Source organism: Enterovirga aerilata (assembly GCF_013044135.1).
In the GTDB taxonomy this organism is placed as follows: Bacteria; Pseudomonadota; Alphaproteobacteria; order Rhizobiales; family Beijerinckiaceae; genus Enterovirga; species Enterovirga aerilata.
In genome coordinates this window covers 810911-833647 of sequence record NZ_JABEPP010000002.1, presented here as the reverse complement: position 1 = coordinate 833647, position 22737 = coordinate 810911, and the positions used below count along the sequence as shown (strand labels likewise).

The following is a 22737-nucleotide window of genomic DNA, read 5'->3' as shown; positions in this document are numbered from 1 at the left end:
CTCTTGTGGAAACGGAGGTCGGCTATGAGACCGCAGCGGAGCCTGCCCAGCGCCTCCAGTCACGCGAGATCGAAGTTGATCTTTACGACCTGGGGTTGCAGTCTGGCGTCAGGCAGCGGGGCGCTTCATGGACCAGGATCGGCCTCATCCGGGCGCGACGTACCGGAATCTCGTGCTGTTCTCCGACGGAACGGGGAACAGCGCCGCGAAGCTGTTCCGGACCAACGTCTGGCGGACCTACCAGGCGGTCGACCTGGCAGACCCGCTGCACGAGGCGCATCCGATCCAGTATGCCTTCTACGACGAGGGCGTAGGCACCTCGCCTCTCCGCCCGCTCGCTCTCCTCGGCGGCGCGATCGGCCTTGGCCTGGGCCAGAATGTCCGCGACCTCTACGCGTTCGTGTGCCGGACATACCGCCCCGGCGACAAGATCTACGCATTCGGGTTCAGCCGCGGAGCCTTCACCATCCGCGTCCTGATGGGATTGATCCTCAATCAGGGTATCGTCGAGTATAACGGAGACGAGGCAGCGCTGAAGCGGAACGTCGCCGCGGCCTACAGGCGATACCGCCGTCTGCGGTATACCAACACCCAAGGTCTCGTCCCGGTGATCCGGGCGGTTCGGGACTGGTTCATCGATGGGTGGCACGGGATCCGGCACGGAGTGACCTATGACGGTGTGCCGAAGCTGGGCGCGCCGGCCGAATACAGGGGTCCATGGACCGGAGGAGCCGCGCAGCGGCCCGAACAGGACAGGCCGATCGAGATCGAATTCGCTGGCCTGTGGGACACGGTCGACGCCTATGGCCTGCCCGTCGACGAGCTGACGCGGGCCATCGACTGGCTCGTCTGGCCGCTGTCCATGCCGGACCAGAAGCTCAATGGGCGGGTGCGGCGGGCCATGCATGCCCTGGCGCTGGACGACGAGCGCAACACGTTCCACCCGCGGCTCTGGCACGAGGACGAGACCGATATGTATCTCGTCCCGCCCGATCCTTTGGCGCCGTCGCTGCCGTTCCCGGTGCGCTCGTTTCCCTACTTTCCCTCTCCGGACGGACAGGACGGCGAGACGCGGCAATCCTCGGGCGTCCCCGGCCCCGCGACGCCGGCCCGAGACGGCGATAGCGAATGGCCGACTCCCCTGGCCCGGCCACGGATCAGCCAGGTCTGGTTCGCCGGGGTCCACGCCAATGTCGGCGGCGGCTACCCGGACGACACGCTGAGCCATGTGCCCCTGATCTGGATCTTGCGAGGAGCCCGCGATGCCGGTCTCCGCCTCGTGCCGAACGCCGTGGCGGCCTACGGGGCCTTGGCGGACGAGAACGGCCCCATCTACGATTCCCGTCGCGGGCTCGCGGCCTATTACCGGTACAATCCCCGGCGCATCTCGGCCCTGGTCGAGAAGAGCGGGATCGAGCTGCGCGGCATCAACGTGCATGAGAGCGCCTTCGAGCGGATACGGAAGGGGCTCGACGGCTACGCTCCCATCGTGATCCCGACCGCCCTGCCGCCGTCCAAGACCGACGGGCACGTGGCGGGCCTGCGGGTGGTCATGAAGGACGAGAGCGTTCGTCCGGCCCGCGATCATGCCCATCCCTGCGAAGGCGAGTTCGATCGGCTGGACGAGCGAACCGAACGGGTCTGGAACACGGTCTGGCGGCGCCGGGTCGCCTATTTCTGGACCCTGTTCGCCACCCTGGTCCTGGCGGTATTTCCGCTCATCCTGTCCGTCAACCCCGACGGCGCGTGCCGATCGCCGTTCTGCTTCGTCGCAGAGCCGATCACGGCCGTCGGGTCGCTGCTTCCGGGCTTCGCTCGGCCCTGGATCGACGTCTTCGCCAGCAATCCAGGGTGGTTTCTCGTCGTGGCGCTGGCGGTCGCGTTCGGCTACCGGCGCGGCGGCGTCCTCGCGCAGGCGATCGGCGACCGCATGCGGCCGGCCTGGTACGCGATCCGCCCGCTCCGGCCGCGCGGGCTCGGCAAGCCGGAACAGCCGGCAGCACCGTCCGCGGACGCCTTCATCCAGCGCCTCCGCCTGAGCGCCGGCTACAAGGCCTTCTATCGCGGATTGACCGTTTACGTCCTCCCGTTCCTGTTCGTCCTGGGCATCCTTTACGCGGCGGTCGCGGCGAGCAACCAGGTCGGCCTCACGGTGGCTGAATCGGCCGGGTTCACCTGCGGGCCAGGGCCGGGGCCGGCCGGTCCGACCTTCCGGACCTCCAGCTTCTGCCACCCGACGGGGATCGCGATGGAGCGCGATGCGACCTACCTAGTCGCGGTCGAAATCGGCGAAGCCTGGCTCGACGATACGATCGCCTCGGGCCCGAACGGGCTCTCGCCCAATGACGTCCCGCCACGCATGACGCTCGGCGTGCCCCTGCGCAGGCACCTCGCCCAGCCGTGGCACAAGCTCATGCTTCGCATCGGGGAGACGGGGACCGACACCTATGCGCCGGCCTGGAAGCGGGTCGTCGCGCCGGGCGGGCCGACGAACCGGTACGAGGCCGTCGTCAAGGCCCGATCCGCCGGCGAGCTCTACGCCTATGTGAACGACGCGGTGCTCTTCCCGGTCTCCAGGAGCTGCTTCTACGGCAACAATCGCGGCTCGGCGACGGTAAGCGTGGTCCGGGCCGAGGCCGGCGGCGGCGCCTGACCTCCGTCATGCTACGCCGAACACGCGCTTGAAGATCGTGTCCACGTGCTTGAGGTGGTAGCCGAGGTCGAAGAGCTCCTCGATCTCGGCAGGCGCGAGCTTCGAGGAGACGTCCGGGTCTTCCTTGAGCAAGGTCAGGAAGTCACCCTCGCCGCGCCAGACCGGCATCGCGTTGCGCTGCACCCAGGCATAGGAATCCTCGCGGCTGACCCCCTTCTGCGTCAGGGCCAGCAGCACCCGCTGCGAGTGGATGAGCCCACCCAGGCGGTCGAGGTTCTTTCGCATGTTCTCGGGGTAGACGAGCAGCTTGTCGACCACGCCCGTCAGGCGGGCGAGTGCGAAATCGAGCGTCACGGTCGCGTCCGGGCCGATCATCCGCTCGACCGAGGAATGCGAGATGTCGCGCTCGTGCCAGAGCGCCACGTTCTCCATGGCGGGCATCGCATAGGCGCGCACCATGCGGGCGAGGCCGGTCAGGTTCTCCGTCAGGACGGGGTTGCGCTTGTGCGGCATGGCGGAGGAGCCCTTCTGGCCCTCGGAGAAGAACTCCTCGGCCTCCAGCACCTCGGTCCGCTGCAGATGGCGGATCTCGATCGCCAGCCGCTCGACCGAGGAGGCGATCACGCCGAGCGTCGCGAAGAACATGGCGTGGCGGTCGCGCGGGATGACCTGGGTCGAGACGGGTTCGGGCGCGAGCCCCATCTTCTCCGCCACGTATTCCTCGACGCGCGGGTCGATATTGGCGAAGGTCCCGACCGCGCCGGAGATGGCGCAGGTCGCAACCTCGCGGCGGGCGAAGAGCAGCCGCTGCTTCGCCCGGTCGAACTCGGCATAGGCCTGGGCGAGCTTGAGCCCGAACGTGACCGGCTCGGCATGGATGCCGTGCGAGCGGCCGATCGTCGGCGTCATCTTGTGCTCGAAGGCGCGCCGCTTCAGGGCCGCGAGCAGTCCGTCGAGATCGGCGAGCAGGATGTCGGCCGCGCGCACCAGCTGCACGTTGAGGCAGGTATCGAGCACGTCGGACGAGGTCATGCCCTGGTGGACGAACCTCGCCTCCGGTCCGACATGCTCGGCGAGATGCGTCAGGAAGGCGATGACGTCGTGCTTGGTGACGCGCTCGATCTCGTCGATGCGGTCGACGTCGAAAACAGCCTTGGATCCGCGCTCCCAGATCGCCTCGGCCGCCTCCCTGGGAACGACCCCGAGCTCCGCGAGCGCCGAGGTCGCATGCGCCTCGATCTCGAACCAGATGCGGAAGCGGGTCTCCGGCGACCAGATGGCCGCCATCTCGGGGCGGGAATAGCGCGGAATCATGCTTTCGTCCTCGGGCAGGCCATGCCGCCCTGTGTCATGGTCGGGCTTGACCCGACCATCCAGGCCAAGCGGTGCTGGTTCCTCGGGTCAAGCCCAAGGATGACGGCGCGTTACGCCCAGGTGCCGGTCGCGCGTTCGGCCGCCTGCCGGATGGCCTGAAGATTGTCGGCGTAACGCTCCGGCCCGCCCCTGAGCGCGGCGGAGCCGGCGACGAGCACGTTCGCGCCCGCCCGGGCCGCGTCGGGCGCCGTCTCGGCCGTGATGCCGCCGTCGATCTCGATCTCGATGTCGCGGCCGGCCGTCATGGCGCCGATGCGCCGGACCTTCTCGCAGACGGCCGGGATGAAGGCCTGGCCGCCGAAGCCCGGATTGACGCTCATGACGAGCACGAGGTCGACGAGATCGAGTACGGGCTCGACGGCGCTCTCGGGGGTGGCGGGATTGATTGCGACGCCGGCGCGCTTGCCGAGCGCCCGGATAGTCTGCAGCGAGCGGTGGAGATGCGGTCCCGCCTCCGCATGGACCGTGATGACGTCCGCCCCGGCTTCGGCGAAGGCCGCGAGATATGGGTCGGCCGGCGCGATCATCAGGTGGACGTCGAGCGGCTTCGGGGTGAGCCGCCGCACCGCCCGGACCATGTCGGGCCCGAACGAGATGTTGGGGACGAAATGGCCGTCCATCACGTCGAGGTGGATCCAGTCGGCGCCTGCCAGATCGAGGCCGCGGACGACCTCGCCGATCGCGGCGAAGTCGGCCGAGAGGATGGAGGGAGCGAGACGGAGCGGCCGGGTCATCGAGGCGGGGTAGCACCCCGTTCCCCGCCGCGGCAACGGTGCAAGCAGCAGCGCCCGGGGGAGACCGACCTTCGCTTTTCGGCCTGCAGCATTCGGCTCTCGGGAGCCGGGCTCGGACGCCGTGCTCGCTGCAGCTCTGCAGCTTGCCTGCCCAAGCACCACACTCTGCCCGCTGCGTCATAGGCCGACGATGGCGGAAACGAAGCGGCTTACCCCTGGAGAGTAGCAAGGCCGGCTGCATTATCATGTAATCTGCGCCGGCGTCCGATTCCGGAGCAGGCGAGGGCTGCCGGTGAGATGCTTCTTTCACGTCATCAGCGCCGATAAGCAGATCTTGGATCGAACCGGCGTCGAGGTGTCCTCGGTCGAGGACGCGCGGGCACAAGCCTTGCAGGCGATTTCCGAGTTGCGCCGGGAGAACCCAAGTCTCGAGCGGAGCTGGGACGGCTATCACCTAAACGTCGTCGACGATACCGGCCGCACCCTCTTCAGCCTTGCCCTCACGGAATTCCAGACGTGAAGCAGCCGCTGGCGGCCGCTCCGCAACGCCCTGACCAGCGATTCCCATCTGCGTCGCGACGAGGCAATGCAGCATGCGCTTCACGTGGTCCTTGATCGCCTCTCGGTTGTCGCTCGTCTCCGGCATGGCATCGCCCTTCCTTTCTGAAGGTCGGGAGCGATTTAGCAAGCTGCGTGTGAAGCCCGTCGTGCGGCGCCACACGCGCCGGAAAGTCGTTGATCTTCCACCAGTCTAGGCTGAGCTTTCACCCTCGGGCCGGATCGGTGCGCGACAGCATCTGCTTGATGTGCTCCCTGATGGCAGCCGCCGGCCCGGTAACTGTCCGCCTGCGCTGGAGCGATAGCCGATCCCGGTCGCTTGCCAGTCTACGCAGTGATAAGACAAGCACTGCTCCGGTAATGGCCAAGAGCACCGGTCTCAGAAAACGCATTCCGTGTCCTCGTCCGATCTTGTCGTTCGCGTTAGACAAGCCAAGAACATATTGCGTCTGACTTGAGTTTCAAAAACGGATCGGCCTTAACCTTTATGTTGCCGCTTACCTCTGCATCGGGGAGAGACCGGATGATCCCGTCGCAAGCTTCCGCGGTTCAGGAGGAGCGCCGAAGGGGAGGGCAGGCGCATATGGCTGCTGTCCAGGCAGGGGGCAGGCACCGGGATGCTTGACGCCGCATCTGCCCCTGGCCTTGATCCGCCGCCCTGGCGAGCCCGAGCCGCCTGACGGGTGGTGCCGGCTGAGGGGATTGAACCCCCGACCTTCGGTTTACAAAACCGCTGCTCTACCGCTGAGCTAAGCCGGCGCCGCGAAGCGATCTAGACCATTTCGAGCGACCCTTCCACCGTGGTGGCGCAGCACGCAGGGCAGCGGCGGACGACGGCGGAATCGGGCGTGCGGGAGCGGATGCGGCGGGGAGGGGCGGTGGACGAGCCGCCCCGATCCGCTAAGGTCGCGTCTTCGCTCGAGCACCGCCGGCAACGCCCGGCAAGGCAGTCGCGCGCTCGTCCGGGAGGAAGCATGAAGGCGTTCTGGGCCGCGCTGGCGGCTGTCGTGGGTATCGCCGCGCCCCTGGCCGCGCAGGATGCCTATCCCCAGCGGCCGGTCACGCTGGTGGTGCCGTTCGCGGCCGGCGGGACGACCGACGTCATCGCCCGGATCATGGCCGACGACATGTCGCGGAGCCTCGGCCAGCAGATCCTCGTCGAGAACGTCACCGGCGCGGGCGGCACGGTCGGGGTCACGCGGGTGATGAAGGCCGCGCCGGACGGCTACACGCTGCTGATGGGCAATCTCGGGACGCAGGCCGCGAGCGTCGGGCTCTATCCCAAGCTCGCCTATGACCCGCGGACCGATTTCGAGCCGGTCATGAACGCGGCCGCGACGCCCATGCTGGTGGTCGCGAAAAAGGACCTTCCCGTCCGCGACTTCAAGGAGTTCGTCGCGCTGCTCAAGGCCAGGGGCGAGACGTTGAACTACGGCACAGGCGGGGTCGGCGCGACCTCGCACCTGACCTGCCTGTTCCTCGATTCGCTCGTCGGCGCGAAGCCGCAGCACGTGCCGTTCCGCGGCTCGGGCCCGGCCCTCAATGCGCTCCTGGCCGGCCAGATCGACTATGTCTGCGACCAGACGGTCGCCGTCGTGCCGCAGGTCCAGGCGGGCGCCGTGAAGGGGCTGGTGGTGGCGGTCCCGAACCGGCTCTCCGTGATCCTCGACGTGCCGACCTCGGCCGAGCAGGGCCTGCCGGAATTCCAGGCGACGGGCTGGAACGCGCTGTTCGCACCCAAGGGCACGCCCGCCGCCATCGTCGGGCGGCTCAACGCGGCTGCCCGGGCCGCTCTGGCGAACGGGACGACCCGCAAGCGGCTTCTCGAACTCGGCGCGGAACTGCCCGACGAGGCCGGCCAGAGCCGGAGGCGCTCCGGCAGCTCGTCGCGACCGAGATCGACAAGTGGGTCCCGGTCATCAGGCGCGCGGGCGTGACCGCGAACTGACGCCCACCGGCGATCACCCCTTTTCTCTGGGACGGAACGGCATGCGAAGCCACAGGATCGCGGCGATCGGCGGAGACGGGATCGGCCCGGAGGTGATCGAGGCCGGCCTCGAGGCGCTGCGCGTCTGCGCGGAGCGCGACGGCGGCTTCGAGCTGAAGGTCGAGCATTTCGACTGGGGCTCCGACTACTACCGCCGCCACGGCGTAATGATGCCGGAGGGCGGTGCCGACCGGCTCCGCTCCTTCGACGCCATCTATTTCGGGGCGGTCGGCGCCCCCGACATCCCGGACCATCTGACGCTCTGGGGGTTGCGGCTCGCGATCTGCCAGCCGCTCGACCAATACGCGAATGTGCGGCCGACGCGGATCCTGCCCGGCATCACGAGCCCGCTGCGCGCCGTTTCGGGGCCCGAACTCGACTGGGTCATCGTCCGGGAGAACTCGGAAGGCGAATATGCCGGGGTCGGCGGGCGCGTGCATCGCGGCCTGCCGGAGGAGGTCGCGACCGACGTCTCCATGTTCACCCGCGCCGGCGTGCTCCGCATCATGCGCTACGCCTTCCGGCTGGCGCAGTCCCGCCCGCGCAAGCTGCTGACCGTTGTGACCAAGTCGAACGCACAGCGCCACGCCATGGTGATGTGGGACGAGATCGCGGCGGAGGTGGCGGCCGAGTTCCCGGACGTCTCCTGGGACAAGATGCTGGTCGACGCCATGACCATGCGCATGACGCTCCGGCCGCAGACGCTCGACACGATCGTGGCGACGAACCTCCATGCGGACATCCTGTCCGATCTTGCGGCGGCGCTCGCGGGCTCGCTCGGCATCGCGCCGACCGCAAACCTGAACCCCGAGCGGAGAACGCCGTCCATGTTCGAGCCGATCCACGGCTCGGGCTTCGACATCACCGGCAAGGGGATCGCCAACCCGGTCGGCGCCTTCTGGACGGCTTCGATGATGCTGGAGCATCTGGGCGAGCGACCCGCCGCCGAGCGGCTGATGCGGGCGGTCGAGCGGGTCACGGCGGACCCCGGCCTGCATACGCCCGACCTCGGCGGCACGGCCACGACCCGGCAGGTCACGGAGGCGGTCTGCGACGCGCTGCGCGGCGCGAACGATTGAACCGCATCCGGGTCGGGACGGCGGGCTGGGCGATCCCGCGGGCGGTCGCCGATGCCTTCCCGGCGGAGGGGAGCGCTCTGGAGCGCTACGCTGCTCGCCTTCCCGCGGCGGAGATCAATTCGAGCTTCTACCGGCCGCACCGGCCGGCCACCTATGCCCGCTGGGCTGCGGCGGTCCCGGACGGCTTCAGGTTCTCCGTCAAGCTGCCGCGCAGCATCACGCACGACCTGCGGCTCGCCGGCGTGGAAGCCGAGCTCGAGCGCTTCCTCCGCGACATCGCGGGCCTTGGCGCCAAGCTCGGGCCGCTCCTCGTCCAGCTTCCCCCGAGCCTGATATTCGAGGCGGGCATTGCGGCGGCCTTCCTCCTGAGCCTGCGGGACCGGCACGAAGGCGGGATTGCGCTCGAGCCCCGGCATCCCACCTGGTTCGGCGTCGAGCCGGACGAGCTCCTGCGCGAGCACCGCGTCGCGCGCGTCGCGGCCGACCCGGCCCGGGTGCCTGAGGCGGCCGAACCGGGCGGCTGGCCGGGCCTCGTCTACCTTCGCCTGCACGGCTCCCCGCGGACCTATTACTCCTCCTATGGCGAGCAGTCTCTCGACGCGCTTGCGGCGCGCCTTCGCGAAGCGGCCGTCGAAACCTGGTGCATCTTCGACAACACGGCATCCGGCGCCGCCGCGGCGAACGCGCTCGGCCTGCTTGCCAGCCTGGAGGGCGGTTGAGGCACGGCCACCCTCCAGGCCGAGCGCGGGATCCGTGCGACGAAAAAGAAAGCCCCGCGTGGCGGGGCTTTCGGTCTCGGCAGCTCGGCGGTCAGCGCCGGGTTGCGGTCTCGGTCGCCGCGAAGATGTCGCGATCCTTCGTCTCCGGCACGAAGAGGAGGCCGATGACGAACGTGCCGAGCGCGATCACGATCGGGTACCAGAGGCCGAAGAAGATGTCCCCAGTCGCCGCCACCATCGCGAAGGAGGTCGGGGGCAGGAAGCCGCCGAACCAGCCGTTGCCGATGTGATAGGGCAGGGACATGGCCGTGTACCGGATGCGGGTCGGGAAGAACTCGACCAGCGCCGCCGCGATCGGCCCGTACACGGCCGTCACGTAGAGGACGAGGATCAAGAGGATCCCGATGACCTTCAGGGCCTGAACGTTACCCAGGGCCGAGAAGAACCCGTCCACCTTCACGATATCCGGGTCTCCCGCCCGCGGATAACCGGCCTCGGCCGCGGCCGCCGTGAAGGCGGTCATGTTGGCCGGAATGGTGGCGGCGATGGGCGCGTCCTTACCGTTGAAGGTGACCCGGACCGGCGAGCCTGCCGGCGCATTCACCTGCTCGTACTTCACGGCCGAGCGGGCGAGGGCCACGCGGACGACGTCGCAGGGCTTGTCGAAGGTCCGGATGCCCACCGGATCGAACACCGAGCCGCAGCTCGCGGGATCGGCCAGGACCTGCACCTTCACGCTAGCGAGCGCGCGGGAGAGCGTGGGGTTCGCTACCTCGGTCAGCGCGATGAAAAGCGGGAAGTAGGTAATCGCCGCGATGAGGCATCCGCCGAGGATGACCGGCTTGCGCCCAATCCGGTCCGACAAGGAGCCGAAGAGGATGAAGCCGCCCGTACCCAGGATCAGCGACCAGGCGATGAGCACGTTCGAGGTGAACAGGTCCACCTTGAGGATGCTCTGCATGAAGAACAGGGCGTAGAACTGGCCCGTGTACCAGACGACCGCTTGGCCGGCCACGAGGCCGAGCAGGGCGAAGATCACCATCTTGGCGTTCTTCCACTGCCCGAAAGCCTCCGACAGCGGCGCCTTCGACTGAGTGCCCTCCTCCTTCATCTTACGGAATGCGGGGGACTCGTTCATCTGAAGACGAATCCAGACCGAGATGCCGAGCAGGATGAACGATAGCAGGAAGGGGATCCGCCAGCCGGCGATCGGATAGCCTTCGCCGCGGGTGAATCCCGCCTCGCCCATCCACACCCGCAATGTCAGGATGACGAGCAGCGAGAGCAGGAGACCGACCGTCGCGGTCGTCTGAATCCAGCTGGTGTAGAAGCCGCGGCGCCCATGTGGCGCGTGCTCGGCGACGTAAACCGCTGCGCCGCCATACTCGCCGCCGAGCGCGAGTCCCTGGGCCATGCGCAGGATGATCAGGATGACCGGGGCGATCCAGCCGATCTGGTTGTACGAGGGCAGGAGGCCGACGAAGAACGTCGATAAGCCCATGATCAGGATGGTGATCAGGAAGGTGTATTTGCGGCCGACCAGGTCGCCGATGCGGCCGAAGACGAGCGCGCCGAACGGCCGGACGAGGAAGCCTGCCGCAAAGGCGAGCAGCGCGAAGACGTTCCGGGTGGTCGGGTCGAAGGCCGAGAAGAACTGGGCGCCGATGATGACGGCGAGCGACCCGTAAAGGTAGAAATCGTACCACTCGAAGACAGTGCCGAGTGACGACGCGACGATTACCTTGCGCTCCTCGCGTGTCATGGGCCGGACGGCCCTGTCTGCTGTGGGTGTGACTGCGACCGCCATGGCGCCTTCTCCGCTCTGTTTGGCGCCTCGGGCACGAATCGCGCCCGCGCGCGCCCCCTTTCTCGCGCATCCGGCATAGGATAGGGCCGCGCCGGAATCGATCTTGGGCCGCTCGGCAATTGGTCGTGCAACCTAGGTCTTAGCACCTTCGTTGCGTGACTCGGCGACGGGACGGTTGTAATTGTCGCGGCGAGGAGGCCGGATCGATGATGGAGTGTCGCCTATGCGGCCCGGAGCCTCCTGCCTTGTCCTTCTTGCCCTCGCGGCGCTTCTGCTCGCCCCCCCGGTAGCGGCTGCGCCGGCGAGCGGTCTCGGGTCGGCGGTTCCGGGTGCTCGCGGCCCCTTTGCGTCCGCGCCCAAGCCCGGGCTTGGGCGCGTCAGCTATCGCGCGCGGCCGGGCTGGGGCGCGCTCGCCGGGACGCGGTACGAGCGGAACGAGGCGCTGCTCCGGCGACGGGCCGCCTTCCGGCACGGGCGTCCCTTCGGGTGGGGCTATGGCGCCTTCCACGGCCTCCCGCTCGGCTATGGCGGATTTTTGGCCAGCTACGGCGCCGAGCCGATCCTCCCGGAATTCGTTCCGCCGCTCCCGAAGCCCGAATGGCCGGCCGCGATCGGCATCCCGCCATCGCCGGTCGAGCCGCCGGCCATCTACGTGATCGGCGAGAGGCGCGCATCGGTCGGGCTGAGCCGCCCGAAGCGCGCCGGCGGGAAGCCGGTCGCTGTCTCGCGCGGCCGCCCGGGCCAGATCGCCTCCGGGCCGGTCTTCATCCGGATCCCATCCGCCCGCTGAGGGCGAAGAGCGCGACCGCGGCGGCGTTGGACACGTTGAGGCTCTTGATGGCGCCCGGCATGTCGAGCCGCGCGACCACGTCGCAGCATTCCTTCGTACGCTGGCGCAGGCCCTTCCCCTCGGCCCCGAGCACGAGGATCGTCGGCCGGACGGCCGGCACCTCCGCAAGGCTGAGCGCCCCCTCGGAATCCAGTCCCACCCGGCGGAAGCCCCGCTCGCCCAGCGCGATCAGCGCCTCGGCAAGGTTCCTCACCACGAGGAACGGCACGTGCTCGAGCCCGCCTGAGGCCGCCTTTGCCAGGACCCCGGTCGCCGCCGGGCTGTGCCGGGCCGTCGTGATGATCGCCTCCACCCCGAAGGCTGCGGCCGTACGCACGATCGCGCCGACATTGTGCGGATCGGTGACCTGGTCGAGCGCGAGCACGAGGGCCGTGTCGCTCAGCCCGTCGAGACCCGGTCCTTCCAGGGCCTCCGATTCGAGGTAGAAGCCCTGGTGGACCGCGTCGGGCTCGAGCAGCCGGCTGATCTCGTCGGCGCGGACGATCTCCGGGGAGAGGGGAATGTTCCCTAACTCCTCGGCCAGCCGCCGCGCGCCGTTCTCGGTCGCAAGCAGGCGGAGGTGGCGCCGCCGCGGGTTGCGCAGCGCCTCGACCACGGGGTGCCAGCCGTAGAGGATGGCGCGCCCGTCCTGGATCTCCGGCCTTGCGTTCTGGCGGCCGCTCCGGCCGCCTCGTCGGAACGGCCGGGGGCGCGCATCGGTCCCGGCTCTCGTCGGCTGTCTCATTCATGTTCCATCGCGGGGAACGGGCCCGAGGTCCAGTGCCGGGCGCGATGGCCGCACGCGGGATGAGGCCCTTCGGGTTGACACCCGGAAGGCCCGTCACCATAAGCCCGGAGGTCACCGAGGGTTCGCCTTCGGGGATCGCCGGTCCGTTGCGGAAGCGGCTGTCCGGGGACGGGGGAATGTCCCGAGCGGCAAAGGGGGCGGACTGTAAATCCGCTGGCTATGCCTTCGTAGGTTCGAGTCCTACTTCCCCCACCACCGGCTCTGCCCATCCCCATCCGCCCGGGCTCGCGGGTGTAGCTCAATGGTAGAGCAACAGCCTTCCAAGCTGATGACGAGGGTTCGATTCCCTTCACCCGCTCCAGCCCGACCAACAGCTTCAGCTGGCGGCTCCCGTCTCCCTCCGATGTGTCTGTCAGGCCGGCGCCGCACCGACGTATCCTGAGCGATGCGGAGCAGCGGCGGATCGTACTCGGCTTGTTCATGCCGGGCGCGGTATCAGCTCGAACCCGTGCCCGGCCCCGCGCAGCTTGATCCCGGAGCGGCATCGGGCCGAGGTCGTCGGCATCTTCCGGAACGAGGCCGCCGTCACGCGCCCGGTCCTGCGGTTCGCCCTGGCGGCCGGTCTGCTCGAGAAGCACAACCCGGCACGCCGCAGAGGTCGCTTCGACCCATGCGGCGGCCGGCCATTTCGCCCGGCCTTCGCGAAGACGCGAGGCGCACTCCGCTCGAAAGCCTGGCGGCAGCCCAAAATCGAGGCAAGGCGTGAAAACGGGAGCGGAGGCGCTTGACGGGCATATTTCGAAATTTCTAGGGTGGTGCAAATCTGAAACGAAATTTCGGAAACACGGACCGGAGAGGAGCCTATGGCGCCCGATCTGACGCGCATGTTCCTGGCCCGGGCCTTGCCGGTTCGCCAGTGGTGAGGGGATCGGCAAGGTCGGGCTCTCCGGACGGGGACGCGGCGCGCAGCGCGTTCATCCAGATCTCGGACGTGCAGGCGGTCGGGCTCGACCGGGCAGAAGCATGGTGCGGACCGAACTCTTCGACCGGGACCTCGATGATCGGACGCGCCAGCGGTCCAAGCGCTGCGCCGCGCGGATGAAGGGGCCCATGCCTGCCAGGCGGGGTGCGATCGTCGTCGCCGCGCTCCCTTCCACGGAGATCCTGCCCCAGCTCGCAAGCGGCCTCGCCCGCGATTCTGATGGCCGGGCTGCGACCTCGCAGGGCTCTTCCGAACGATGCATTCTGAGTGACGAGCTTTGATGCGGACAGAGCCGCCGTGTCCTCGTCTGTGGGAGGGCACCGCTTGACAGGCAATCTGGGGTCGATGCTCGGCTATCCCGACCTGCTGCTCGTGAACGCTCGGATCGTCACGGCCGATCCTGGTTTCTCGATCGCCGAGGCGCTCGCCATCCGGGGTGACCGGTTTCTGGCTGTGGGGCGGACGCAGGACATCGTTTCTCTCGCGGGTCCCGACACGCAGGTGATCGACCTCGCGGGTCGGACGGTTCTGCCCGGCCTCATCGATACGCATGCCCATGTGGAGCGGGCCGGGCTGCTCGGCAGCACGGTCGGCTTCGAGGGCGTCTCGAGTATCGACGAGGCCCTCGCGCGGGTTCGGGAGAGAGCGGATCGAACGCCCGCCGGCGAATGGATCCGAGGCCGCATCTGGCATCCTCTCGCGCAGCTTCGCGAGAAGCGCTTCCTCACACGCTGGGAACTGGATCGGGCCGCCCCGGACCACCCGGTCATCCTTCCGGTCAGCCATTTCTCCCTCGTGAACAGCAGGGCGCTCGCGCTTGCCGGCATCACGCGCGACACCCCTGACCCGGATGGCGGCGAGATCCACCGCGACGCGGCCGGCGAGCCCACGGGAGTCCTGGAGGAGGCGGCCGAGGAATTGGTGGAGCGGCTCCTGCCGCCCTGGTCCTTCGACCAGCAGGTCGCGCAGATGAAGGACGCCATGGCGTACTTCAATAGCTTCGGCCTCACGAGTGCGATCAGCGCCGCCGTCTCCCCAGGCGATCTGCGGGTCCACCAGGCGTTGCGCGCTTCCGGACAGGCCACGCTCCGGATCAGCGCCATGTTCGCCCCGACGGGCGGTCTCAACCCGACGCTCTCGCTCGATGAATGGGAGCTGTTCTTCGCGCGGATCGGCGTTGCCTCCGATTTCGGCGACGAATGGCTCAGCCTTTCGGGCGTGAAGCTCCAGGTCGATGGCGGGATGACCCTGCGTACGGCTGCGATGCGCGCGGGCTATCCGGACGATCCGGATTACCGCGGCACCGTGGTCATTCCGCAGGACCGGCTGAACGGCTTCGTGTCGATCGCGAACCGCTACGGCTGGCGGGTCGGTATCCATGCGGTCGGGGATGCTGCCGTGGACGCCGTGCTCGATGCCTACGAGGCCGCCGACCGCGAGCGCTCGATTCGAGACCGGCGTTTCGTCGTGATCCATGGCAGCCTTATGCAGCCGGACCAGATGGTGCGCGCGCGCGATCTCGGCGTCAGGGTCGACGCGCAGAGCGCATTCCTGTGGGACAAGGCCGCCGCGATCGCCCGGCACGTGGGCAAGGAGACGGCCGATCGGGCGATCCCGATGCGATCGCTGATCGACACGATGGGCCTGGACCTGCTGGGGCAGGGTACGGATTATCCGATCAACCCGCTGAACCCGTTCTTCAACATCTACGTGATGACGACGCGCCGGGACGCGACCGGGACAGTCTATGGTCCGTCCGAGGCGATCACGCGCGAGGAAGCGATCCGGCTCTACACCAGCGCCGCCGCGCGCTACTCCTTCAGCGAGCACCGAACGGGATCGATCGAGCCCGGCAAGCTCGCCGACCTCGCCGTCCTCTCGGCCGACATTCTCGGCGTCTCGGACGAGGAGTTGAAGGAGATCCGGGTCGTGCGGACGATCGTCGGCGGCCGCACGGTCTTCGAGAGCCCATGAAGCGCGGCGAGTGGACAAGGGAAACATCGCATGAGCGCACGGCTTCGCCTGTCGAACGTCCGGAAGGTTTATGGCGAGGGCTCGCCGGACGCCTATCTCGCCTTCGACTCGATCTCGCTCGACGTAGCTCCCTCGGAGTTTGTTGCCGTCGTCGGACCGTCGGGCTGCGGAAAGTCGACGCTCCTGCGGATCGCCGCAGGTCTCGCGCCCGCCAGCGCCGGTGAGGTGGAACTCGACGGACGCTCGGTCTCCGGTCCGCCGCCCGGGGTGGTCTATCTCTTCCAGCAATACGCGAAATCGCTCTTTCCCTGGCGGACGGTGATCGACAACGTGATGTTCCCGCTTGAGGCGGCGCCCCGATCCGAGCGCCGCAGCCTTCGGGAGCGTTGCTCCGAGTACCTGAAGCAGGTCGGCCTGGCTGGCTTCGAGAACAAGTATCCCTGGCAGCTGTCCGGCGGCATGCAGCAGCGGGTCGCGATCGCACGGGCTCTGGCCGCGGAGCCGCGGGTGCTGCTTCTCGACGAGCCGTTCAGCGCGGTGGATGCGCTCACCCGGATGGAGCTGCAGTCGCTCGTGCTCGATCTGTGGCGCGAAAACCGGTTCACGGCGGTTCTCGTCACCCACGATGTCGAAGAGGCGGTGTTTCTCGCCGATCGTGTGGCGGTTCTCAGTCATCGTCCCACGACGCTGTCCGAGGTGATCGAGGTCGGGCTGCCGCGTCCGCGCGACCACATCGCCACGCGGGAGGACAAGCGCTTCCTCGAACTCCGGCACCACCTCATGGAGGCGCTCCTCGGCCGCCTCGCGCCGGTGGCGGCCTGATGCGCGACCGGCTCCTCCCGCGTCTCCTCGGGATCCTGTCCATCGTCGCCCTGCTCGGCGCCTGGGAAGTCGCCAGCCGGACCGGGGCGTTGAACCCGGTTCTCATGCCGCGCCCGTCCCTGGTCGGCCTGACGCTTTGGGAGATCCTGGTCGGTGGCGAGTTTCTGGGCCCTCTCGGGCACACGCTCCTGCTCTTTGCGGTCGGCTACGGTCTCGCCTGCCTCATCGGGATCACGCTTGGGCTGCTGATGGGCGCGAGCCCGGTGATCTACGGATTGTTCGAACCCTTGGTCGAACTCATCCGCCCGCTGCCGAAATCCGCGCTGGTCCCGGCGCTGTTCCTTTTCCTCGGGATCGGGCCCGCCACGATGGTGACGGTCGTCGTGCTCGCGGCCGTCTTCCCCGTGCTCATCAACACCTTGCAAGGAGTGAGGGGGATCGACCCGGTTCTCCTCGACACGGCCCGCACCTTCCAGTGCTCGCGCACGCGCACGCTCCTCAGCGTCGTGCTGCCCGCCGCCATGCCGATGATCCTGGCCGGCATGCGGGTGGGCCTCGGGCTCGGGCTGGTCCTCGTGATCCTCGCCGAGATGCTCGCCGGTGAGAGCGGGCTCGGCTACCTGATCCTCGATCTCCAGCGCTCGTTCCAGATCCGCGAGATGTACGCCTGGATCGCGGTCCTCGCTGCAGTCGGCGGGACGCTCGCGGTGATCTTCGACTGGATGGACAAGCGCGTCGTGCCCTGGCGTGGACGCGCCTGAGCCGGCCGAAACCAGAAAATGAGGGGACGAACGATGCTCAACCGACGCAGCCTGCTTCAGACCGGCGCCGCCCTGGCCGTCGCCGGGCCGGCGCGAGGCGCCGAACTCGAGCGGGTGCGGGTCAGCATCATCCCGATCAACGACGTGACGCCGCTCTTCGTGGCGATCGAGCGGGGCTTCTTCCGGAACGAGGGATTGCTCGTCGACACCTCGCCCTCGGCCGGCGGCGCGACCGGGATCCCCGGTCTGGTCGCCGGAAGCTACGACATCGCCTATGGCAACGTGGTCTCGACGCTCCTTGCCGCGCAGCAGGGCATCGAGCTTCGCGTCATCGCCCCCGGGACCAAGATCCAGGAGGCCAGGAACGACCATTCCGCCATCGTGGTCCGGCGCGAGAGCGGCATCCGGTCGGGGAAGGACCTCGAAGGGAAGGTCGTGGGCGTGAACACGCGCAACAACGTGATCTGGCTCTACGCCCGTGCCTGGATCAAGGCGACCGGGGGCAACCCGGACCGCGTCACCTACAAGGAAATCCCGCATCCGCAGATGGAGGACGCGATCCGGCAGAAGCAGGTCGATGCCGGCTACATGGTCGTGCCGTATGTGACGCTCGCCACCGCCAAGCCCGAGTTCGAGAAGATCGCCCATCCCTACAGCGCCGTCCAACTCGGCGTGGATGTCGGTCAGTATCTCGCGACCGCGTCCTTCGTGCAGTCGAAACCCGAGACGGTCGCGAAATTCGTGCGCGCGCTCCGGCGCGGGATCGAATGGTACAACGCCAATCTCACGAACCCGGACCTCCTGCCCATCATCTCCGGCTTCACGAAGATCGAGGTCCCGCTCCTGAAGACCTTGACGCTCCCGCCGGCTCCGCTCGTCGTCGAGCCCGCGCAGATGGAAAGGACGACGCAGCTGATGATCGAGCATCGGCTGCTGCGGAAGCCGGTGGACGTGAAGGCGCTGGTCGCGCCGATGGCGCTATGATGGGGCAGAGCCTTGCCGCTCCCGCGGTGGCACGAGCGACGACGGCGCGCTCTGCCGGATCGCAGAACCCAGCCCCCCGCCCGCGCCGCAACTGGGCGCATACGCGCGCGAGCGGCTTTGCGCTGATCCTGGTGCTGCTCGCCTTGTGGGAGGCCTCGAGCCGGCTCGGCTGGGTGCAGGGCCAAAGCTGGCCGCCATTCTCGGCGGTGCTCGTCGCGGCGTGGCGGGGAACCTTGGGTGGCGAACTCTCGCTTCCACTCCTCTCCACGATCGGGCGCATGCTTGCGGGCTATGCCATCGGCTGCTCGCTCGGCGTCGCGCTTGGGCTGCTTCTCGGCGCCAATCGCTGGATCAGGTGGATCGTTCTCCCTGTCGTGGAGATGATCCGGCCGATCCCGATCCCGGCGATCGTGCCGCCGCTCATCCTCTTCCTCGGCATCGATGATGCCCTGAAGGTCTTTGTCGTCGCGCTGGCGAGCTTTTTCCCCGCCCTGATCAACACGATGGCAGGCGTACTGGGCGTGGACGACGTCCTGCTGCAGACGGCACGGACCTTCCGGGTCGGCTGGAGCAGGACCGTGCTGCGGGTGGTTCTCCCGGCCACCCTGCCGGCGATCGCCTCCGGGCTGCGGGTCGCGATCGGGCTCGCCCTCGTCGTGACGGTCGTCGCGGAGATGATCGCGGGCTCCGCGGGGATCGGCTACTACATCGTCCAGATGCAATACGCGTTGCGGCCGGACGCCATGTATGCCGCAGTCCTCTGCCTCGCCGTCACGGGCTACGTCCTGAACCGCCTGTTCCTTATCGGCGAGGCGCGTCTCATGCCCTGGATGGGCCGCGGCTGACCCGCGGCCCCGCCGAAGCCCTCACTTCCTGCTGACCCTCACCGCTGGGTGGATCAGCGCCGCGGCGTCCACCTCGTTCCTGAGGATGCCGTGGCGCTTCATGAGCGAGGCGACGAACTCGACGCTCGCAGGGTCGACCGTCGTTACGAAAATGGGCATGGTCGCCGCCTTGATGCGTTCGACGGGAGCCTTGGTGTAGCCCGACAGGATGCCCAGGAATTCGTCCGACTGAATGTTGGCGTTTGTCCAGTCGGTCGCTTTGGCGAGAGCGCGCCTGAACTTCTCCAGGATCTCGGGGTTCGCCTCGGCATAGGCGCGAGTGGTCGCAAATTGCGACACCGGCAGCCGCTTCTGGACAGTGCTGTAGGGCCAGCCCACGGTCTCGAGCTGCTTGCTGTTCAGCCCGCCCGACAGGAACGGTTCGACGAGCATGGCCGCATCCACCCGGCCCTGCAGCACGGCGTCCGTCATCTGCGGGAACGGCACCTCGATGTAGTTGACCTTGTTCGGGTCGCCTCCGGTTTTCGCGATCCACTCCCGGGTATAGAGCCAGATGATGTTGTTGCGGGAGTTGACGGCGATTCGCTTTCCCTCGAGTGCCTTGCCGTCCTTGAAGCCCGCGCCCGGTTTGGTGACGAGCCCCGCGAGGTCGGGCGGGGCGTCTCCCGTCTCGTCCGCCGCCGCGACGATCACGAGGTCGAGCCCCTGCGAGGCCGCCAGAACGATCGAGACGACGTTGCTGTAGGCGATCTGAAGCTGACCCGACATGAGGGCCGGAATGCCGACCGCGCCGCCGGAGGTGGGAGTTGTGTCGATCTCGAGCCCTTCGGCGGCGAAGAACCCCTTCTGCCGCGCCACTTCGAACGAAGCCGTGTCCGCGATCGGAATGGTGCTGACGCGCAGCTTTGTGAGCTCGGCGGAGCTGGCCGCGCCATTCACCAGGCCTAGGGCAAGGAAGCCCGCCGCGGCGAGCCGCAGGGCGCGCGACATGTTGCTCAACGTAGACATACGATTCTCCTCCGGCACACGAAGCCCGAACGCCTGCGGCGCGGGGGACGCTCCGCGAGGAACCTAGGAAAATCGAAATTCCAGAGCAATGCCGATAATGCTGCGGCTCTGGTCAAGATTCGGGCGTGAGGGATGCGGGACAGGCCGCATTCCGCTCCACGCGCTCGAGCAGTTCGATCGTCCTCATACGCACCCGGCGGGCGTCGCTCGGGCTGAACATGGGCCGATACGGATTGCAGAACGAATGGCCCGCGCCCGGATATTCGAGGATTTCGATATTCGGATTGCCGGCTGCATGCGCCTTCACGGCCTCGATCTCGGGCAGGGGCACGTAGGGATCGGCGAGGCCGTAATGCAGCTGGATGGGGCCGCGGATGGTCGCAAGCTCCGCGCCCTGGCTGGAGATGCCGAGGCCGTAATAGCTGACCGCACCGTCGAGATCCGTTCGGACCATCGCGAGCACGGCGAGCCGCCCGCCGACGCAATGTCCGACCGCCACGACCTTTTGCGGCACCCCCGGCAGAGCCCGAAACGCGGCGAGCGCGGCCCCGATATCCTCGACCGCCAGATCGCGGTCCATCGCTTCGAGACGGTTGTGCGCCGCCTCGCGCTCCGGACCGTCATAGGCGAGCGTACCGGGCGCCGCATCGCGCCAGAACAGGTTCGGCACGAGAGTGGTGAAGCCGTCGGCCGCAAAGTCCTCCGCCGCCTCCATCATGGCTGGTGTCACTCCGAACATCTCCGGCAGCAGCAGGACGGCCACTCCGCGCGGTGAGGTGTCGGCAGCAAGATAGGCGTCGAAGGTGCCGCCATCCGCCGACCTGATCCGAATGCTCTGGCCCACCAGTCCCTCCTCTGACCGCGTGACATTTCCGGTTGGGCGATGCGCGTCAAGGCGGAGAGCTGGCGCGCGCTGCACGGCAGGGGACGGGCCGCACGACTGCCGGAGGCCGGGAAGCCCTGGTCCGCGCTGTCCAGGGAAGCGTCCTGGCCAGAGCCAATCAGGAGGCGGTCGCCGCCCACGCTCCGTCGATCTCGGTCCGTCCCCATGATAACAGCCATGCGCTGGGCGTTTCAGCGACCTCGCAGGCCCGTCTTGGGGAGGACCAAGGCGAGACGCGAGGAATTTCGAGGGCTCGGTAAGCGGGCCTTTGCCGGCCAGCGAGCCGCGTTCCGCAACGAATCAGCCATTCAGGCTGATGACGAGGGTTCGGTTCCGTCAGAGGCTTGGTCGAGGACGGCTCGGCCGGGGCCGTCCCCCGAGTGCTGTCTGGCCCGGACGTGAAGCGCCTCGGGACCGTGCGGCGATCCGGCCGAAGAGGATCCGACGATGCTTCCGACCGCGCTCCTGGCCTGCAAGCTCATCGCCTTCTCGCAGGCGGTGGGCAACTGGAAGGACCGGCCCGTCTACGTCAATCCGTGCTTCGTCTCGTCCGTGACCAGCACGGGGCCGGATATGGCGATGATCTCGATCTCGGGGAAGGAGCCTGTCGTCGTGCGGGGACAGGCGGACCGGATCGCGGAGATGCTCAACGCCGCGACGCAGCAGGCGCGCTGAGCCCGAAGCTCCGTCTCCGCGCCGCTCCGTCGCGGGGACGGGCCGCGCAGGAACATCCCGCCCGCCCGATCGGTTCTCGCTCGGAATCGAGCGGCTCGAGCGACGACCAGGGGGATGAGGGTGGGGCGAGCGTGGACGAGGCGCGTGCCATGGAAGCTCGTCGGCGGCGTCGCCGCCGCTGGCGCCGCGCTTGGCGCGGCGTCTCTCTTCAACCGCATCGCGGCCGAGCGCGCGGAGAGCGACAACCCGCCCGCCGGACGCTTCGTCGACCTGGACGGGCTGCGGCTGCATTATCTCGACCGCGGCGCGGGCAGCCCGATCCTGCTCCTGCACGGCAACGGTGCGACATCGGAGGACATGGTCGCGAGCGGGCTGGTCGAGCGGCTCGCGCGGAACCACCGGGTCATCGTGCCGGACCGTCCCGGCTACGGCTATTCCGACCGGCCGCGCGGCACCCTGTGGTCGCCCGAGAAGCAGGCGCAGGTCATGGTGCAGCTCCTCGACCGGCTGGGTGTCGAAAGTCCGGTCGTGGTCGGGCATTCCTGGGGCGCGCTGGTCGCCCTCGCGCTGGCGCTGGACGCGCCGGAGCGGGCGAGGGCGCTTCTCCTCCTCTCCGGCTACTACTACCCGACCGCGCGGCTCGACGTGGCGCTGCTGTCAGGCCCGGCGGTCCCGGCCCTCGGCGATCTCGCGGCCCATACGGTCGCGCCGATTCTTGCCCGGGCGGTCCTGCCGGGGCTTCTCAAGCGCATCTTCCAGCCGCTTCCGGTGGATTCGCGCTTCCGCACGCGGTTTCCGGTCGCGATGACGCTGCGCCCCAGGCAGTTGCGGGCGAGCGCCGAGGAGACCGCCTACATGGTCCCGGCCGCGTATGCGCTGAGCCGGCGCTATCGCGAGCTCCAGCTGCCCATCGTGATCATGGCCGGGGAGGGGGACCGGATCGCCGATCTCCAGCGGCAATCGGTCCGGCTGCACCGGGAGCTGCCGACGAGCGCGCTCGCCATCGTGCCTGGCGCGGGTCACATGGTCCATTACGCGGCGACCGAAGCCGTCGCCCGCGCTGCCGATGCCCTCGCGGGCTCCTGATGGCGCGCCGGTCTGGCATTCGCGCCGGGTGATGTGCTAGAGGGCCTGCGTCGCGGGGGAAGCCCCCGCGGCGGAGGAGTGTAGCTCAACTGGTTAGAGCACCGGTCTCCAAAACCGGGGGTTGGGGGTTCGAGTCCCTCCACTCCTGCCAGCGCATCCGCCTCTTCGGCCGCGCGGCAGATGACAAGCGCTTGAAGTTCGGCTAAGCGAGCGCGATCTCACGCCAAGT

Annotated in this window: 20 protein-coding genes and 4 tRNA genes; 16 read left to right on the top strand and 8 right to left on the bottom strand. The window is 68.3% G+C overall.

The features are described 5' to 3' along the window. Positions 1 to 127 precede the first annotated feature (127 nt). On the top strand, positions 128 to 2653 hold the full coding sequence (locus HJG44_RS09350; RefSeq protein ID WP_171218045.1) for a phospholipase effector Tle1 domain-containing protein: 2526 nt from the start codon (positions 128 to 130) through the stop codon (positions 2651 to 2653). A 6-nt stretch (positions 2654 to 2659) separates the two neighbouring features. Here the strand turns inward: HJG44_RS09350 and purB are convergent, their stop codons facing one another. Continuing rightward, on the bottom strand, positions 2660 to 3967 hold the full coding sequence (gene purB, locus HJG44_RS09345) for an adenylosuccinate lyase (RefSeq protein WP_171218044.1): 1308 nt from the start codon (positions 3965 to 3967) through the stop codon (positions 2660 to 2662). Positions 3968 to 4077: 110 nt separating this feature from the next. Next, on the bottom strand, positions 4078 to 4761 hold the full coding sequence (gene rpe / locus HJG44_RS09340) for a ribulose-phosphate 3-epimerase (protein ID WP_171218043.1): 684 nt from the start codon (positions 4759 to 4761) through the stop codon (positions 4078 to 4080). Positions 4762 to 5053: 292 nt separating this feature from the next. Here rpe and HJG44_RS24385 point away from each other — a divergent pair, with 292 nt between their 5' ends. Continuing rightward, a complete protein-coding gene (locus tag HJG44_RS24385) occupies positions 5054 to 5281 on the top strand; it encodes a DUF6894 family protein (RefSeq protein WP_171218042.1) in 228 nt (75 codons plus the stop codon). On the opposite strand, the gene HJG44_RS23370 is transcribed toward HJG44_RS24385, so the two are convergent. After that, positions 5216 to 5407, bottom strand: a complete 192-nt coding sequence (locus HJG44_RS23370) for a hypothetical protein (protein WP_210260993.1) — start codon at positions 5405 to 5407, stop codon at positions 5216 to 5218. The two genes, HJG44_RS24385 and HJG44_RS23370, sit on opposite strands and share 66 nt — an antisense overlap. Before the next feature lie 596 nt (positions 5408 to 6003). Continuing rightward, positions 6004 to 6078, bottom strand: a tRNA-Thr gene (locus HJG44_RS09330). A 215-nt stretch (positions 6079 to 6293) separates the two neighbouring features. Between HJG44_RS09330 and HJG44_RS09325 the strand changes: the two genes are divergently transcribed. Genes HJG44_RS09325 through HJG44_RS09315 form a run of 3 tightly spaced genes read left to right on the top strand, consistent with a single transcriptional unit; the run spans position 6294 to position 9104 of the window. Then, complete coding sequence (locus tag HJG44_RS09325; protein WP_346767127.1) at positions 6294 to 7256, top strand: tripartite tricarboxylate transporter substrate-binding protein; 963 nt, start codon at positions 6294 to 6296, stop codon at positions 7254 to 7256. Between the two features lie 52 nt (positions 7257 to 7308). Then, a complete protein-coding gene (locus HJG44_RS09320) occupies positions 7309 to 8385 on the top strand; it encodes a tartrate dehydrogenase (protein WP_171218041.1) in 1077 nt (358 codons plus the stop codon). Continuing rightward, the gene (locus tag HJG44_RS09315) at positions 8382 to 9104 is read left to right on the top strand and encodes a DUF72 domain-containing protein (RefSeq protein WP_210260992.1); all 723 of its coding nucleotides are present in this window, start codon (positions 8382 to 8384) and stop codon (positions 9102 to 9104) included. Before HJG44_RS09320 ends, HJG44_RS09315 begins: the two co-directional genes overlap by 4 nt. 91 nt (positions 9105 to 9195) lie before the next feature. Here the strand turns inward: HJG44_RS09315 and HJG44_RS09310 are convergent, their stop codons facing one another. Beyond that, positions 9196 to 10911 (bottom strand): MFS transporter, encoded by a 1716-nt coding sequence (locus tag HJG44_RS09310; protein ID WP_171218040.1) that lies wholly within the window; start codon positions 10909 to 10911, stop codon positions 9196 to 9198. Positions 10912 to 11134: 223 nt separating this feature from the next. On the opposite strand from HJG44_RS09310, the gene HJG44_RS09305 reads away from it, so the two are divergent. After that, positions 11135 to 11701: a hypothetical protein gene (locus tag HJG44_RS09305; protein WP_171218039.1), complete on the top strand. Its 567-nt coding sequence runs from the start codon at positions 11135 to 11137 to the stop codon at positions 11699 to 11701. Here HJG44_RS09305 and HJG44_RS09300 read toward each other — a convergent pair. Further along, positions 11676 to 12485, bottom strand: coding sequence for a TrmH family RNA methyltransferase (locus tag HJG44_RS09300; RefSeq protein ID WP_171218038.1), 810 nt, complete (start codon positions 12483 to 12485; stop codon positions 11676 to 11678). The genes HJG44_RS09305 and HJG44_RS09300 overlap by 26 nt on opposite strands. 173 nt (positions 12486 to 12658) lie before the next feature. Here HJG44_RS09300 and HJG44_RS09295 point away from each other — a divergent pair. From HJG44_RS09295 to HJG44_RS09265, 7 genes are all read left to right on the top strand, one after another. Continuing rightward, positions 12659 to 12743 (top strand) — tRNA-Tyr (locus HJG44_RS09295). A gap of 32 nt (positions 12744 to 12775) precedes the next feature. After that, positions 12776 to 12849, top strand: a tRNA-Gly gene (locus HJG44_RS09290). Positions 12850 to 13794: 945 nt separating this feature from the next. Then, complete coding sequence (locus tag HJG44_RS09285) at positions 13795 to 15444, top strand: amidohydrolase (RefSeq protein WP_246736120.1); 1650 nt, start codon at positions 13795 to 13797, stop codon at positions 15442 to 15444. Positions 15445 to 15474: 30 nt separating this feature from the next. After that, positions 15475 to 16266, top strand: a complete 792-nt coding sequence (locus HJG44_RS09280) for an ABC transporter ATP-binding protein (RefSeq protein WP_171218037.1) — start codon at positions 15475 to 15477, stop codon at positions 16264 to 16266. 104 nt (positions 16267 to 16370) lie between these two features. Continuing rightward, entirely contained in the window at positions 16371 to 17027 is a 657-nt protein-coding gene (locus tag HJG44_RS09275) for an ABC transporter permease (protein WP_430395044.1), read from the top strand. A gap of 33 nt (positions 17028 to 17060) precedes the next feature. Further along, on the top strand, positions 17061 to 18011 hold the full coding sequence (locus HJG44_RS09270) for an ABC transporter substrate-binding protein (RefSeq protein ID WP_171218035.1): 951 nt from the start codon (positions 17061 to 17063) through the stop codon (positions 18009 to 18011). Beyond that, entirely contained in the window at positions 18008 to 18856 is an 849-nt protein-coding gene (locus tag HJG44_RS09265) for an ABC transporter permease (protein ID WP_171218034.1), read from the top strand. Before HJG44_RS09270 ends, HJG44_RS09265 begins: the two co-directional genes overlap by 4 nt. A gap of 21 nt (positions 18857 to 18877) precedes the next feature. Here HJG44_RS09265 and HJG44_RS09260 read toward each other — a convergent pair whose 3' ends face one another. Both HJG44_RS09260 and HJG44_RS09255 read right to left on the bottom strand, forming a co-directional pair. Continuing rightward, entirely contained in the window at positions 18878 to 19864 is a 987-nt protein-coding gene (locus HJG44_RS09260) for an ABC transporter substrate-binding protein (RefSeq protein ID WP_171218033.1), read from the bottom strand. 112 nt (positions 19865 to 19976) lie between these two features. Then, positions 19977 to 20708 (bottom strand): dienelactone hydrolase family protein, encoded by a 732-nt coding sequence (locus tag HJG44_RS09255; RefSeq protein WP_171218032.1) that lies wholly within the window; start codon positions 20706 to 20708, stop codon positions 19977 to 19979. A 486-nt stretch (positions 20709 to 21194) separates the two neighbouring features. Here HJG44_RS09255 and HJG44_RS09250 point away from each other — a divergent pair, with 486 nt between their 5' ends. The 3 genes from HJG44_RS09250 to HJG44_RS09240 all read left to right on the top strand — a co-directional run bounded on the left by HJG44_RS09250 (position 21195) and on the right by HJG44_RS09240 (position 22659). Next, entirely contained in the window at positions 21195 to 21422 is a 228-nt protein-coding gene (locus HJG44_RS09250) for a hypothetical protein (protein ID WP_171218031.1), read from the top strand. A 144-nt stretch (positions 21423 to 21566) separates the two neighbouring features. After that, positions 21567 to 22508, top strand: a complete 942-nt coding sequence (locus HJG44_RS09245; protein WP_346767126.1) for an alpha/beta fold hydrolase — start codon at positions 21567 to 21569, stop codon at positions 22506 to 22508. A 74-nt stretch (positions 22509 to 22582) separates the two neighbouring features. Beyond that, positions 22583 to 22659 (top strand) — tRNA-Trp (locus tag HJG44_RS09240). Positions 22660 to 22737 lie beyond the last annotated feature (78 nt).

Bases quoted from the DNA above. Each gene is read 5' to 3' on its own strand.
- HJG44_RS09350 (WP_171218045.1), top strand. From the start codon at position 128: ATGGACCAGGATCGGCCTCATCCGGGCGCGACGTACCGGAATCTCGTG.
- purB (WP_171218044.1), bottom strand. From the start codon at position 3,967: ATGATTCCGCGCTATTCCCGCCCCGAGATGGCGGCCATCTGGTCGCCG.
- rpe (WP_171218043.1), bottom strand. From the start codon at position 4,761: ATGACCCGGCCGCTCCGTCTCGCTCCCTCCATCCTCTCGGCCGACTTC.
- HJG44_RS23370 (WP_210260993.1), bottom strand. From the start codon at position 5,407: ATGCCGGAGACGAGCGACAACCGAGAGGCGATCAAGGACCACGTGAAG.
- HJG44_RS09325 (WP_346767127.1), top strand. From the start codon at position 6,294: ATGAAGGCGTTCTGGGCCGCGCTGGCGGCTGTCGTGGGTATCGCCGCG.
- HJG44_RS09320 (WP_171218041.1), top strand. From the start codon at position 7,309: ATGCGAAGCCACAGGATCGCGGCGATCGGCGGAGACGGGATCGGCCCG.
- HJG44_RS09310 (WP_171218040.1), bottom strand. From the start codon at position 10,911: ATGGCGGTCGCAGTCACACCCACAGCAGACAGGGCCGTCCGGCCCATG.
- HJG44_RS09305 (WP_171218039.1), top strand. From the start codon at position 11,135: ATGCGGCCCGGAGCCTCCTGCCTTGTCCTTCTTGCCCTCGCGGCGCTT.
- HJG44_RS09300 (WP_171218038.1), bottom strand. From the start codon at position 12,485: ATGAGACAGCCGACGAGAGCCGGGACCGATGCGCGCCCCCGGCCGTTC.
- HJG44_RS09280 (WP_171218037.1), top strand. From the start codon at position 15,475: ATGAGCGCACGGCTTCGCCTGTCGAACGTCCGGAAGGTTTATGGCGAG.
- HJG44_RS09275 (WP_430395044.1), top strand. From the start codon at position 16,371: ATGCCGCGCCCGTCCCTGGTCGGCCTGACGCTTTGGGAGATCCTGGTC.
- HJG44_RS09270 (WP_171218035.1), top strand. From the start codon at position 17,061: ATGCTCAACCGACGCAGCCTGCTTCAGACCGGCGCCGCCCTGGCCGTC.
- HJG44_RS09265 (WP_171218034.1), top strand. From the start codon at position 18,008: ATGATGGGGCAGAGCCTTGCCGCTCCCGCGGTGGCACGAGCGACGACG.
- HJG44_RS09260 (WP_171218033.1), bottom strand. From the start codon at position 19,864: ATGTCTACGTTGAGCAACATGTCGCGCGCCCTGCGGCTCGCCGCGGCG.
- HJG44_RS09250 (WP_171218031.1), top strand. From the start codon at position 21,195: ATGCTTCCGACCGCGCTCCTGGCCTGCAAGCTCATCGCCTTCTCGCAG.